The sequence below is a fragment of the Cytobacillus spongiae genome (assembly GCF_021390075.1).
Genome location: NZ_CP089997.1, coordinates 1,252,595 through 1,267,171, shown reverse-complemented (window position 1 = coordinate 1,267,171; position 14,577 = coordinate 1,252,595). Strand labels below are relative to the sequence as shown.

Sequence of the window (14,577 nt, the reverse complement as noted above, 5' to 3'; positions counted from 1 at the left end):
AAATGACCTTCTTTCATCTTTCTTACCCTTCTCTAATTAACCCCGAATCCACGAACTGAACTTCCCCTGTATGCGCATTGATCTTTTCAATATGAAGACCATTTGGAAAGTCAATTAGATAGCTAAGCCCATATATAGATGGGGTTTGAATGTGATCTACCGAACGTACAAGCTTCATTGTTAACGTATCTTTGTAAATTCCATTTGCTTCTTCAATCGTAATTCGAGGCTTCTCCTGTACAACTTCTTCCAATTGTTCCTGCGAAATCACTGGAATAATGGCATACCGAATGATTCCCGAACACTTTCCGATTCTAACTTCAACTGAATAAGGAGGTACTGGGATTCCGTTGTACACTCTTTTAAAAAGAAAGGTTGAGGTTGATTCATATAGATCGATTAAATCTTCCTCTTCCTCTTCAGTAAACGGAAAGTCATCTAAAGATGGCTGAAATTCTTCAACATACTTTTCATGAACATTTCCAATGACCGATTCTAGAAACTGGATAGCTCGCTTTCTCAGAACCTCTTCATCTAGTGTCCCTGCATCTTTACTCCATTCAGAAAACGATTGATAAAACAAATGTTGTGGATCCTCTTTATTAATTATTGCTACCGGCTCTTCTTCTCCATTTCGCATCCAGTACGTTTGTTCTTCCTCTATTATCTTTTGGTCACTTTCTGCCAACCCTAGCAATTCTTCCATACTGAACTCTACTACCACTTTTTCAATTGGCTGATCTGATTTTGTATCGAATTCAAGCAATTCCGTGCTGCGCTGAATCTTTCCATCAACGGAAACACCAGCAATATCATGGATTGGATAATATACTAGCTCTGGCTTCTCCTCTAATGAAATGGCTAACTGTACTAGCGATTCCTGACAAATCAGTTCCTTCGCTTCTTCTGAATTAATCTTGATTTCAGGAAATAACAGCTTGTAATCGACATCTAGAAAGGAAGCTGAGGTTACATGGCCGTATATATCAACATTCACCATGCAACCAGTATTTGGAATCAATAACCCAAGTTCTTGATCCTTCTCTTCATATATAACTAGATATGTATCTGGCTCCCATTGAAATAGACCGCTTAGGGAAACAGGTCGCGAGTAAAATTCATTCGCAAATTTATCACCCACTGCCATAATTTCTTCTTCATTTAGCTTTTTATGTTGTGAGTTAATTAGAACATGTGTATCCTCATCCTCAAGTATATCTAAATGGAAACTAACTAATTCTTGACTTGAAGATACTTCTAAATATCCATACACCGTCTCGTGAACTTCATCAATAATTTGTCCCATATGATCAATTTCCGGGTCGGGAATGATTTTTATTTTCGGTTGATTTGGTAAGTACTTTCTTAATTTTGTCGCTATTGAATTCATGATCTACTCCTTTTCCGAGCTTTTTGGTGGGAAGACTCCATTTGTTATCATGGAAAGAGACTTATACAATATAAGCTTTGCCATTGTAACAACGAGCACAACGCATACAAATTTCGCTATCCAATTCATCCAGGTGATGGGAATTACGCTATTAATGATCGGGCCAGTAACATAAAAAATAAACACACATCCAAAGATACAAAAGCCAAATAGTAAAAGGCTGACGAGCTTTTGCCATAACCTCAACTTCCCTATGTATGTCGAATTCTTTATATATACAAATGCTAATATCCCAATAAAACTTATCATTCCGAGGACCTCTGAAACCATAATTCCCCTCCAAGCTCAAACAATTATATGACTATATACGAAACAAGTGGTGAAAAAGTTTCAAATCAAATGAAAGGAGGTTGTCTGCTGTACCTATCTATGAAGTGGACTCTTTTCACCAAAAATAACAGGTTTCTACTTGCTTTCCTTCTTAACAACTGTCAAACTTGATAAGACAAATAACTCAAATGCAGGTGGCAGATATGATCGAAATAAAAACTTCAACAATCAGCAACGGTGAATTTAACCGCGGGGTATTCGCTACAATCGATTTTAAAAAAGGGGATCTTCTCCATATAGCACCCGTCATTCCATACCCGAACGAACAGCATAAGCATATTGAGAAGACACTATTAGATGATTATGCATTCGAATATGGAGCAAATCATACCGCAATTTTACTAGGATATGGCATGCTGTTTAATCATTCCTATGAACCAAACGCTGTTTACGATATACATTTTGAAGACCATACTTTCAAATTTTATGCTTACCGAGACATTAAAGCTGGTGAAGAAATTTTCATTAACTATAATGGAGAAGTCGATAATGATGATCCTCTTTGGTTTAACGAAGAAGAGGAAAAGTAATCACTCGTTATTGAAAAATAACTAGCACTGAGCAAAACAGACTGTTAACACTTTTTAACAGTCTGTTTTGCTTTAAAAATATTGTAGAGAACGGTTTTAGAAAGCTAGGGTAGGTGGAAAAATGGTGATTTCCTCTCAAGGCGCTTGCTTTCTGGGGGCGTTAACCCAGGTGTCAAGCACCTTCCGCTCCAATCACCTATTTTGTTTTTATCAATTGAATCATAAAAAATTCACGACAAGCTACTAAAAGAATTAATAATTAGTACTTGGTCTCTAGAGTAATCGAATTCAAACATGCAAACTGTCCATGCTACACAATGATAAAGTGAACTTCATATATACAAAAAGACTATAGCCAACCTCAAAAGAAATTGAGTTTGGCCATAGCCTGATTGGAGGGTTGACTTATATCACACGGATATCCTCTACCCCATAACGTCTTAAAATTTGCTCTGCATTTGTTCGAACCGTATCGTCCTTGAAACCTTCATCGTAAAATACGATTCGAGAAGGCTGAAGCTTTGCTAATTCTTCAATCTCCTCTAGTGTAAGATCTTTCTCCAAGCAAATAACAAGTGACCCGTCAGCAATAGAAATAGCCGTTTTATTTGCTACCTCTATTTCTGTAAGATGTACATGTAAGTCTATCCCGTATTTTAGAAGAATTTCATAAGCAACATCTATCGAGCTACGCCCCTCCTTCACCGGGTCAACGAGGTCGAATAAGTCTCTTTCTAAATCGATAGAAGTTTCATCCCATATTTTTAGATTGGTTTCATCAAGCTTGAATACTTTGAATCCAAGATCCATGTTCCGTGCATTTGGATATTCAGAGTGAATCTTATCCGCAGCTCTGCGGATCCTCTCTTTTCCAATCTCACTTATCGTATGATAGCCCGCTTTTGCTGCTATTGAATGTTCATCTAGCCTTTCTGGCAATTGCACCATGAGGAATTTCCTTTTCCCATTATCTTCTGCATTTAACTGCATAACAGCATGCGCGGTAGTTGCAGAGCCCGAGAAGAAATCAGCAACTAACGCGTCCTTTTTTCTTGTTGAAGCAACTAATTTCAAAATGTATTTAACCGGCTTTGGATAATCCATAATCCCCTGTAAATTCATTAACTTTCTTAATTCTTCATCCGCATCCTCATTTGATCCCCAACCTGTATCAAATAAATTCTCTATGTTCAGTTCCTTATAACTACTTTCTGCTTTTAATCCAACCCTTGGAAGCAAATCCTTTAACGTCTTGTATCTAGGCTCTGAGACAATACGCCTTAAATACAGGTCCTGTGTTAGATACAATTCTTGATTATGAGCATATTCCTCCATTGCTTCTTGAGAATAACGCCAATTCCCTTCAATAACGAGCTCCTCTGCAAGCTCTCCATCTCGAATCACAAGGTCCGAATGGAGAACTAAGTTCATTGTCGAAGCAGAAATGATGCTTCCTTTTTTTAATGTATAATCTAACTCTTTATATTTACTTGAAATGCCTTTAGGAATTCTTCTGATTTCTCGTTTATTGGAAGCATTAATACATGGGTACGTTTCAATGGAAGTCTTAATTTCTCCAATTAACCCCTCAAATCTATCAATATTTTTTGAATAGACTAGAGCATACTCTTTAATATTAGTAATTGATTTCGATAAAAATGAGCCCTTCTTTTTTTTCTCCCAAACTAGGTTAGCTAAGAAGTTCTCTTCACCAAAAATCTCATCACATACTTTTTTTAAGTTGTAAACCTCATCATCATCAATTGAAATGAACATTACCCCATCTTCTTTGAGAAGATTTTTTGCTATTTTTAAACGGGGATAGATCATGTTCAGCCAATCAGTATGAAATCTGCCACTTGTTTCCGCATTGGATTTCAGTGCTTCATTTGTCTTTTCTTTGTAGTTCTTTATATTATCTTGGAAATTATCCTTATAGATAAAATCTTTACCTGTATTATAAGGAGGATCAATATAGAAAATATCCACTTTGTTTCGATAGGAATTTTGCAAAACACGAAGTACCTCTAAGTTATCCCCTTCGATATAAAGGTTGTTCGTATGCTGCCAATTCAAACTTTCTTCTAAACAAGGACGCAATGTCCCCGTTGTTTGTTTTTGCGCCAGCTGAATCGCTTGATTCTTCCCATTCCATGTAAACTCATATCGTTCATTCTCTGTTCTGATTACATCACCTAGAAGAAGCTTCAGTTTATCGAAGTCAATTTGATCTTCACTAACTGTCTCGGGAAATAGCGACTTTAGCTTTTCGATATTCTCTTTTATTACATTGTGTGTGTTTCCATCCAGTTTTTCCACAGAGTTCACTCCCCCTTGGCTAAATTACGCGAATGTCCTCGATACCATTTGATTTAAGAATTTGCTCTGCATTCGTTCGTACCGTGTCATTTTGAAAACTCTCATCGTAAAATATCACTCGAGCTGGCTGCATACTAGCGATTTCTTCGATTGCATGTAACGTGAGATCTTGTTCTAGACAGAGTAGCAACTGGTCTCCAGCTACTGAAAATACTGTTTTATCAGCAACCTTCAATTCTTTTATTGGTAATGTAAGCTCCATACCATACTTTAATAATATCTCGTACACTACATCTTCTTGCGAGCGGTCTTCTTTTACAGGCTGAATTAAATTAATCAAGTCTTGTTCAAGATCCACAGAGCCTTCATCCCATTGTTTCAAATTTGTATCATCTAGAGTGAAATTTTTGAAGCCAAAGTCGTATTCATACTGACTTTGGAGCTCTTTCTTTACTCGAGTCATTCTTTCCTTGCCCAACTCAGAAAGCACCGGCTTTCTTCCCACACCTTCTAAAAAAGATAGGAGATTTTGTGTATCTTTTTTGGCATCACCAGATAATTTATCAACAGATTTTGTTAAATCTTCATTTATTTGAACCAAAATATAGTTAACCGCCTTTTGATTCTTAATACCATAGCGAATAACTGCTTCCCCAGTTGTTCCAGAGCCTGAGAAGAAGTCAAGGACTAAATCTTCATCATTTAAGCCCGCTAAATTCAACAATCTATCCATCATCTTTAACGGTTTCTTACCGTTTCTATATTCGACAAAGCCCTCATTATCTAATCCTGTAGTTTTAATATCTTGCCAGAAATCACATGGGTGAACAGTTAAATAATCATCAGCAAATAAAATTTTAATCCTTGGTGATTCTACATCTGGGTTATATTGGTTATCAATAAAATATAGCTTATTATTTGGCGTGTTGATAACAAAAGCTCTTTCGTTATTCTTCAATTTCTTTTCATCCGCAAGCTTCTTTGCATTACCAGTCATAGATACAGTTCTTATAATTCTCCAAGCATTTTCAAAAAGAAAATCATCGACTTTTGCTTTTTCTATTTGCTTCTCTTGAATTACTTGGGAAACCGAGACAAATTGCACTTTCGCTAGTATTTCATCACATCTATTAAGTGTTTCGGGATCTCGTGCATCCCCGTCGCGAATGTTTTTCAATTCATCCACTTCATCCTTCGTAACATTCAATAGAATCGTTTTATATTCACGATCCCATTTCTCTTTCGGAACGCTGATTTTTTCAAAAGTTGTATCATATTTTTTATAGCAAAGAACATATTCTTTAAGCTTTGGGATGCGCTTTCGCACATGAGTCATCTTCACACCTGTTGGTTCAGAGGTCTTTATTACAATGGAAGTAACAAAGTTCTCCTCACCGAAAATTTCGTTACAAATCCGCTTTAAGTTTTCTACTTCATGATCATCAATTGATATAAAAATAACGCCATCATCCGCTAATAAATTTCGAGCAATCTTCAGCCTTGGATACATCATATTTAGCCACTCCGTATGATATCTTCCGCTAGTGTCAGCATTTGATTTCATCCGTTCATCCATTCGCTCTTTATAGCTGGTTAGGTTATCATGAAAATTATCTTTATAGACAAAGTCCGTTCCCGTATTATATGGAGGGTCAATATAGATCATCTTGATCCTATTCCGATAGGAACTTTGCAAGACACGAAGTACTTCAAGATTATCTCCTTCAATATACAGATTCTTTGAAGTATTAAAGTCTAAACTCCCCTCTATATTCGGTCTTAAAGTACCTGTCGTTTGCTTCTGTGCAAGCTGAATTGCCTGTCCTTTTCCATTCCAATTAAACTCATACCGTTCTTTTTCAGTTTCAACATGTTCCCCTAAAGCAACAAGTAGCTTTTCCACATCTATCTTATTTTCCGTCAATACCTCAGGGAATAGTCGCTTAAGCTTTTCTATATTCTTCTCTACCGCATTGAACGTTTTTCCTTCTAGCCTTTGCATGTCTATAACTCCTTTGCTTACACTAGATTACACGAATATCGATAATGCCATACCGTTTCAACAGTTGTTCAGCATTTGTGCGAACGGTATCATTCTTAAACCCTTCATCATAAAAAACCACTCGTTCAGGTCTCTTTTTCGCCATTTCCTCAATTGCTTCGAGAGTAAGGTTTACATCGAGACAGATAAGCAACCTACCAGTGTCTACCGAGAAAACCTTCTTTCCACTAATCGAATCTTCCACTATTGAACTTGTTAACCCAATCCCATACTTTAATAGGACCTCATATACCACATCCTCCTGGGTACGTCCCTCTTTTACAGGATCAACGAGATCTAATAGGTTGCGCTCTATGTGAAGTGCATCTTCTTCCCAAACCTTTAGGTTGGTTTCATCAAGCTTGAATACTTTAAACCCTACATCAACTGCTTGATTATTATCCATATCCTTCAATAGCAATGCCCCTGCTCGGCGAATTCGTTCTTTTCCGATCTCACAAATATTTTTAAAACCAGCCTGAGATGCTAGAGATTTTTCGTCTGTTGACTCATCAAGTTGTACCATAATAAATTTCCGATTCCCACCATCTTCTGCATTTTGCTTCATTACCGCATGGGCCGTTGTACAAGAGCCTGAGAAGAAATCAAGCACAGTGGAATCCTTATCCGTCCCAACTTGACAGAAGGTTTGAATAAGCTCAATTGGCTTTGGAAAAGAGAAAATCTTTTTTTCGAAAATATTCTCAACTTCAGCTGTTCCTCTTCGGCTCGTAAAGGATTTTTCTAGTAAAAGGCTTCTAATAATTTTCTCTGAATGACGCATTTTTTGAACGATTCGAAAGTCACCGTCACTCGTTTGGTAGCCAATGATTTCTTTATTTAACCCCTGCATTGCTTTTGCTTTGCCCCATCTCCAAACAAATTGAACAGAATCCTTCACCGATTTAGGTGGGAATATTTCTACAAATCCATCATGCATTTCTAAATAAATCGTGTAGAAGCCATCTTCACGTTTTTCATTTGGGTTCAAATAGAAAGGGTAATACAGATTAGGTCGATTTTCTTTAGTAAATAAAACATTACTGTTATATAACGGATGAATATTAAAGCCTCCATATTCATCTTCATACTTAAATTGCTTAGTTGTATCAGGAAGCATATTTGTCGTTGTTTCTGCTAATTTTTTTCCATAGAATAGTACATATTCATGCATCTTACCGATATGACCATAATCCCTCGCATTCGGGGTAGAATTTACAGAGAAAATTCCGATGAAATTCTCTTCTCCAAAGATTTCATCACAAACCTTACGTAAGTTTGCAAGCTCATGGTCATCGATGCTAATGAAAATAACCCCATCTTCACTCATTAAGTTACGGGCAAGCTTCAATCGTGGGTAAATCATATTGAGCCAATCAGTATGATATCTCCCTTTTGTTTCAGGGTTTGATTTCATCGTTTCTTGATTTCTTTCTCGATAGTTTCTTACATTGTCTTGAAAATCATCATGATATATAAAGTCTTGTCCTGTATTATATGGAGGGTCAATGTACACCATTTTAATCTTCCCCCGGTAGGAATGTTGGAGAATTCGAAGTACTTCCAAATTGTCTCCTTCCAGGTATAAATTGTTTGTGTCGTGCCAATTTACACTTTCCTCTTTGCACGGGCGAAGTGTACCAGTTGATTGCTTTTGAGCAAGCTGTATAGCTCCAGTTTTTCCATTCCATGTAAAATCATATCTCTCTTTATCTACTTCAACATGTTCACCCATTGCAAGCAGAAATTTATTGACATCGATCTTATCTTCTGTGAACACTTCTGGAAGGATTTCCTTTATTTTTTCTAAATTTTGTTGAACAATATGACATGTTTTCCCATTAAGCTTATGCAAAAATTACAACTCCTTGATGATTCGATTAAGAAGAGAAATGTGTTTCTCTTCATCGAATCTACCATTTAAACTTCTTCTTTTAGACTTTCAAAACGATCTGTTAACTTATAGCTTACTTTAGTTTGAATTGCTTCAAAGTGCTTTCGTCCACAAAGAATTTTCCCATGTTCTTTTAATCTCAATTCTTCCTGTTCCATGCTCCCTTTAGTTTCCACAACGAAGTATAAGGTTTCACTTCCTTCTTTTTCGATTAACACCGCCCAATCAGGATTGTAATTTCCTAGAGGCGTATCAATTTTAAATGCAGACGGGAGCTTTACGAATAGCTTTACATCTTCATCATTATTAAGCTTCTCTGCAAATGTCCTCTCCCCGAAAGAATCATAGCGAATGTAATTATAGATTGACTTGTCATTTGAAACTTCCACTGCATTTGCTTTCATATACCCTACAAGTTCTTGATGCTCAAATAATGACTGTTGATAAAATGCATGGTCACCTATTCGTTCATACTTAATACCATCGACAATTAGTTTTCGCTTTTCACGGTTAATAATCTTCATTATCGCTTCCATAAAGGCTTGAGGGTTCTTTTCAAAGTCCTTTAAACGCTTCGACCCAATTAAAATATCTACAAGTGTTCTTCTTTTTAAATTCGTTTGTTCTTGTAAGTATCTTAGAATATCTGGTAGACGTCGCTGTTCCTCTAAAACTTCATAAACACGCATCGTTTGGCCTTCACCCGTAACCCCTGCTTGATCTATCTTCAATACGGCATTTTCCCGTTTAACTTTCCTCGCTTTAAAGACAGGAAGCTTTTTGATTTCTGATATACACTTTTCTTTCAATTTATCTGAATCCAATTGAACAGAATAAGTAGACTTATATTTAATTTGATCCCAAAGCTGTCTAAATTCATTGCTTAAAAGGACTTCCTTATTTAATTTAATACGTACTTCATCCTTTTTATTGAATACAGGGAGCTTCTTTATCGCTCGTTTGATTACTTGCTCAATCTCAACTTTCATGTGAGCAAATTCTTCAGGAACTTCAAAGTCATCGTTAGCAATAGCTTCTTTAAGTTTGTTTTCAACCATCCCTTTTTTATTGATCATTTTCTCTTCAATAAGATAGGAATAGATTTCAGCTGATGCACCGTACCCAATTTCAACGCCATCTTCTTTAACAATTGCAGAAAAAGCGTGTTCCTCAATATATCCGAACTTAACACCTGTTTCTTCTTCCATTTCTTTCTGCAATGACTCAGCGAATTCCTGATAAGATTCATTTGCAATGACTGTGAGAACATTTATGTTTTCATTATAGATCCGCTGTCCTTCTTGATTCACAGGTAAACGAAGCCCACGTCCTATTTTTTGTCGTTTCGTGAATGGATCCTTCGTGTCAACCAGCGTACAAATTTGAAAGACATTCGGATTATCCCACCCCTCTTTTAATGCCGAATGAGAAAAAATAAAACGTAATGGTGTCTCAAAGCTTAATAACCGTTCTTTTTCTTTCATTATTAATTCAAATGCAGATTCATCATCTTTATTCGAACGAATGCTTCCATCCTTGTTTACGCGACTATCCTTAAAGTTCCCTTGTTTATCTTGAGAGAAATAACCATTATGTACTTCTTCTGCTTTTTGGTTAGAAATATACTGATCCTCTTCAAATAGCATTCGATATTTAGGCTGTCGAATTAGGTTCGTATATTCTTCTTCAAACATTAACGCGTATTTCCCTTTCTCCCATTGCTTCCCTTTAGGGTATACTCGGTAATTTTCAACTTTATCAATAAAGAAGAGGGTAAGGACTTTAATCCCATGGTGAACTAATCTTAATTCTTTGTCTAAATGGGTTCGAATAGCTTCACGAATTTGATAGCGCTTTAGGAGGTTGTCATCGATTGTGCCGATCGCTTCCCCTAAATTTAACACCTTCCCATTATCAAACTCGATACTTTCATTCCCTGGTAAACAATCAATCCCTTCCACTATGTATCCCTGATACAGATCCCTTTCGCCAGATATCAAGAAGAGATTGTTTTTGCTGGTCGGATTAATTTCTTTTTTCACACGAGCAACTGTTCCATTCTTCTTTTTCTCATCTATTTCAACTGTCGCTTTATAGCCATTTTTGTTTGAGACACTTAGTAGTTTTATATAAGGATCGTTGAAATCTTCTTCTGAATTTACCGAAAGTACTTCAATCTTTTTTACAAGCTTTTTTTCATAAGCATCGACTGGATCGAGCTTATACATTAGATTATACGTTTCACGATGTGTTGCTGAATAACGAAGCTTGCACATAGGGTTTAACGAAGAAATCGCTTCTTTCGCTTTATCAGTGTTATCCACGCTCTGTGGTTCATCAATAATGACAATTGGATTTGTTTCTTGGATAAATTCAATCGGTTTTTTTCCATTCATTGTATCTCGTTCGCGGTGAATTAAGTTCGCTTTATTCTCTTTTTCTGGGTCGTCAAAGCTCTTTTTGAAAGCATCAATATTAATTATCATTACTTCAATGTTGGTGCTTGTCGCATATTCTCTCACCTGTTCAAGCTTTGAAGAGTCATATTTAAAGTAATGGCAATGCTGGCCTGGATATTGCTCAGCAAAATGTTCTTCTGTCATCTGTAAAGATTTATACACCCCTTCACGAATGGCAACACTTGGGACAACAATAATGAACTTTGTGAATCCGTACATTTTATTCAGCTCAAATATTGTCCTCGTATACACATATGTTTTTCCCGTACCTGTTTCCATTTCAACTGTGAAATTCCAGTCTTGAATGGAGGTGCTCTTTTTTAATTGGTTACTCATTTGAACTTTTTGTATGTTCTCAAGCACTTCCTTCTCAGAGAGCTCAAGTTTATTTCCAATACCTAGAGCTGTTACTTCTTGACCAACGATTTCACCCATACTGACTGTGAAATTGGAAACCTTAACCGGTTGTCCTTCAAAAATTTCGGTAATCGACCGAATCGCATCAAGCTGATAAGATTGCTCATCGAATTTAATCTTCATAGGATTACACTCCTTTATATGAAAAAATAATCAAACTTATTTTCTATCCATTTGACTCCATTAAATTTGTATAGTTCTCTAAACATAAGAATAGGCATTATTCATACACTAGTCATTTTACCGAAGTTAGTGCGATCATAAAACCTTCTGTAAAAGAAAGCCGTTTCCAATTTTTAGACTGTCGTTTAAACTATTCTTATTATGGCAAACTACCCATCATTTTTTTTGAAAGGGATATAAAAAATCATGTAAAAAGCTGTGTGAAACAGCTTTCGTTGTTTTACACAGCTTCCATACCAATTATCAGTATTTCCTTAAAGAACAATCTATTATCACCAAAAGCATAGCCATCTGATGGGCATCAGATTCAAGCCTCTAGAAATAACTGTTGTAATTGTTTTTCCGAAATTACTTTTATCCCATTCTTTTTGAATAAGGCTGCTGTTACTCCATTTCCAGCGACCTTTCTTCCGTTAAATTCACCACTATAAATCATTGTGCTACCACAGGAAGGACTATTCTCCTTTAAAACTACTGTAGTACCCTTTAATTCTCGAACAATAGTTAATGCTTCATAAGCTCCTTTAATAAATGGGGCTGTTACGTCTTCCCCTCTAAGATCTATAACCTTTGCTGTACCATTTAAGACGTCTGCTCCATCTCCACCGATGATTTCTGCTGGCTCTCTAGGTGTTGCTAATCCTCCGAGAACCTCTGGACAAATAGTCGTAGCTTTTTTTTCTTCTACTAATTGAAGTAGCTTTTGGTGCAGACAGTGTCCTCCATCATACCGAACCTCTAACCCAGCTAAGCAAGCACTTACTACGATCATTCTCTTCAGCCTTCTTCCAATTATTATGTATTCTTCTATTATACAATGGTCTTGAGATTTAACGTTAACACTGTTTTTTTCAAAGGGAATTAATAGAAATGAAGTAAGTTACATACACTATTCCTTAATACTTATTGGATGGTGCTAACATGGAATTAAAGCCGTTATTAGAGGTAGAAAAACTAGCAGATAAAAAACAAGTCATCTTCCAAACCAATCCGATTCATTATATATTACGAGCTGCATTAGCTAGTATGTTTATAGGTTTTGGAGTAATTGTAGCCTTTAAAACCGGTGGCTATTTCTATCAAGTCCAATCTCCCGTCGCTTATCCAATGGCTGCCATTACGTTTGGAGCTGCAATTATTCTAATTGCATTCGGAGGAGGAGACTTATTTACTGGAAATACCTTTTATTTTACATTCTCCGCATTAAGGAAGAAAATGACATGGTCAAATGTATGGTCTTTATTAGCAGTCAGCTATTTAGGGAATACAATAGGCGCCATATTATTTGCCTTGTTAATTTATACAACGGGACTTTTCACCGATGCCCCAAGTGAGTTTTTGTTAGCTGTCGTTGAAAAGAAAATGCATGCCCCGTTTTTTGAATTATTTTTTCGAGGTATTCTGTGTAATTGGCTCGTCTGCTTAGCTTTTTTTATTCCGATGAACCTAAGCAATGACGCTGCAAAACTTTTTGTCATGATTTTATTTGTTTTTTGTTTTTTTATTTCGGGGTATGAACATAGTATTGCGAATATGTGTACATTTGCAATTGCCCTCGTGATTGAACATCCAATATCCATTAGCTTCCAAGGAGTTCTCTATAATCTAATTCCAGTCTCGATTGGAAACTTGATTGGAGGTAGCATTTTAATGGGATGGATGTACTACTTCGTAAACAAACCTTATTTAGAAAAAAACTCCTCTATAGAATAGGTAAAAAGAGGCTGGGACATAACTAATTGACTCCTTCTCAAAGACGATCAATGACTTTTATTGAATATTTCGGTTGTAAAAACAAGTTCATTCCACCTGCGCTGCAGACACTCGCTTTCCGCGGGGAGGAATCTGAGCCTCCTCGCTGCGCTTTCGTGTGTCAGCTTTCTTTTATTTCCCTTAATAGTCTTAACTCCTACTAGTTTGCTTTCCAACTTGAAACATATTCAAAGTTTTCATTTGGTATCTTAAAGTTAGGATCTTTAACGATCCAGCTACCATTTAGCTTTAATTCATTGCAAGCCAATTCAAATTGGCACATTGCTATTCCCATATCCAATAACTGCATATCATATCCTAGCTTAGCACTATAGTTCGGGGTATGTTCAATATAGAAATGCACGGTCTTTCCATCATTTGATAATACTAAACGCCATGGTTGTTTATTAGATGCAGATGGTCCGATTCTAACCATTTCAAGAGGGATATCAAATAAACCTGCTGCTTCTTCTGTAAGAGGTGATTTAAATTGGTTAGTATAAAATAATTGATTCCAGCTTTTCTTATTATCTGCTTTTACAACATACCTTAATGCCTTATCAAACACACGTTGTTTTTCCTTCGGATAACCTATTGGAGTAATACATGGAATAAACTCCGAATCCAGAAGAGCGATTTCTTGCTCAAAAGTACTTCTTGTAAAGGTTCCACCCATCCAGCACGTTCCTAGTCCAAGCTCTGATAAATAGAGCACGAGCTTATGAAAGGTAAAAGCAAATTCAATTAACGAATACTTCTCATTCACGGAAATCCCCACAATATAACCTTGTGGATTTTTTATGAATCCATAAGTTCCAAGTTTAATACCTTTGTCAGAAACATTCTTTGTTACAGCAACATATTCCATTCGGCCACTTGTTCCAAAAGGACCAACTACATTTTCTTCTTGGTTAATAAACTCTAGAATTTTATTTACATCTGTTTGTTTAATAACTTCTGTTTCATATGTACGAATTGATTGACGCCGTTTCATCGTTTCAATAACTGACTGTTGATATAACATATAACCCCTCCTATCTGCGTTTCCATTGTAATCGTAAATTATGGAATTGGAAACCTAAATGATTTGCTACATTTCCTCCCCTTAATATAGATGATCATGTAGTTCTTACTATCGACACCTCTAACTGAATGACACAATAATTCAAATCATTGGTGATGAAGCAAAATACTGTTTATAA

General features: G+C 36.3%; 9 protein-coding genes. 2 read left to right on the top strand and 7 right to left on the bottom strand.

Annotation, left to right across the window (positions count from 1 at the left end; translation table 11 throughout):
• Window positions 1-22: 22 nt before the first annotated feature.
• Window positions 23-1,390 carry a hypothetical protein gene (locus tag LS684_RS06520; RefSeq protein WP_233810808.1) on the bottom strand — a complete coding sequence of 456 codons (1,368 nt, stop codon included), beginning with the start codon at window positions 1,388-1,390 and terminating at the stop codon, window positions 23-25.
• A gap of 533 nt (window positions 1,391-1,923) precedes the next feature.
• Between LS684_RS06520 and LS684_RS06515 the strand changes: the two genes are divergently transcribed.
• Window positions 1,924-2,310 carry an SET domain-containing protein gene (locus LS684_RS06515; RefSeq protein ID WP_233810807.1) on the top strand — a complete coding sequence of 129 codons (387 nt, stop codon included), beginning with the start codon at window positions 1,924-1,926 and terminating at the stop codon, window positions 2,308-2,310.
• Between the two features lie 405 nt (window positions 2,311-2,715).
• Here LS684_RS06515 and LS684_RS06510 read toward each other — a convergent pair whose 3' ends face one another.
• The 5 genes from LS684_RS06510 to LS684_RS06490 form a co-directional block, all read right to left on the bottom strand.
• Window positions 2,716-4,629 carry a site-specific DNA-methyltransferase gene (locus LS684_RS06510; protein WP_233810806.1) on the bottom strand — a complete coding sequence of 638 codons (1,914 nt, stop codon included), beginning with the start codon at window positions 4,627-4,629 and terminating at the stop codon, window positions 2,716-2,718.
• Window positions 4,630-4,648: 19 nt separating this feature from the next.
• A complete protein-coding gene (locus LS684_RS06505; RefSeq protein ID WP_233810805.1) occupies window positions 4,649-6,631 on the bottom strand; it encodes a site-specific DNA-methyltransferase in 1,983 nt (660 codons plus the stop codon).
• Window positions 6,632-6,653: 22 nt separating this feature from the next.
• Window positions 6,654-8,525 (bottom strand): site-specific DNA-methyltransferase, encoded by a 1,872-nt coding sequence (locus tag LS684_RS06500; RefSeq protein WP_233810804.1) that lies wholly within the window; start codon window positions 8,523-8,525, stop codon window positions 6,654-6,656.
• Window positions 8,526-8,590: 65 nt separating this feature from the next.
• Window positions 8,591-11,563, bottom strand: coding sequence for a type III restriction-modification system endonuclease (locus LS684_RS06495; protein ID WP_233810803.1), 2,973 nt, complete (start codon window positions 11,561-11,563; stop codon window positions 8,591-8,593).
• A 367-nt stretch (window positions 11,564-11,930) separates the two neighbouring features.
• Complete coding sequence (locus LS684_RS06490) at window positions 11,931-12,395, bottom strand: 2-thiouracil desulfurase family protein (RefSeq protein WP_233810802.1); 465 nt, start codon at window positions 12,393-12,395, stop codon at window positions 11,931-11,933.
• Window positions 12,396-12,544: 149 nt separating this feature from the next.
• On the opposite strand from LS684_RS06490, the gene LS684_RS06485 reads away from it, so the two are divergent.
• Window positions 12,545-13,336: a formate/nitrite transporter family protein gene (locus LS684_RS06485; RefSeq protein ID WP_233810801.1), complete on the top strand. Its 792-nt coding sequence runs from the start codon at window positions 12,545-12,547 to the stop codon at window positions 13,334-13,336.
• Window positions 13,337-13,535: 199 nt separating this feature from the next.
• Here LS684_RS06485 and LS684_RS06480 read toward each other — a convergent pair whose 3' ends face one another.
• On the bottom strand, window positions 13,536-14,399 hold the full coding sequence (locus tag LS684_RS06480; protein ID WP_233810800.1) for a nitroreductase family protein: 864 nt from the start codon (window positions 14,397-14,399) through the stop codon (window positions 13,536-13,538).
• Window positions 14,400-14,577 lie beyond the last annotated feature (178 nt).

Coding starts and splice junctions, on each gene's coding strand:
- LS684_RS06515 (WP_233810807.1), top strand. CDS start 1,924: ATGATCGAAATAAAAACTTCAACAATCAGCAACGGTGAATTTAACCGC.
- LS684_RS06485 (WP_233810801.1), top strand. CDS start 12,545: ATGGAATTAAAGCCGTTATTAGAGGTAGAAAAACTAGCAGATAAAAAA.
- LS684_RS06505 (WP_233810805.1), bottom strand. CDS start 6,631: ATGCAAAGGCTAGAAGGAAAAACGTTCAATGCGGTAGAGAAGAATATA.
- LS684_RS06495 (WP_233810803.1), bottom strand. CDS start 11,563: ATGAAGATTAAATTCGATGAGCAATCTTATCAGCTTGATGCGATTCGG.
- LS684_RS06480 (WP_233810800.1), bottom strand. CDS start 14,399: ATGTTATATCAACAGTCAGTTATTGAAACGATGAAACGGCGTCAATCA.
- LS684_RS06490 (WP_233810802.1), bottom strand. CDS start 12,395: ATGATCGTAGTAAGTGCTTGCTTAGCTGGGTTAGAGGTTCGGTATGAT.
- LS684_RS06520 (WP_233810808.1), bottom strand. CDS start 1,390: ATGAATTCAATAGCGACAAAATTAAGAAAGTACTTACCAAATCAACCG.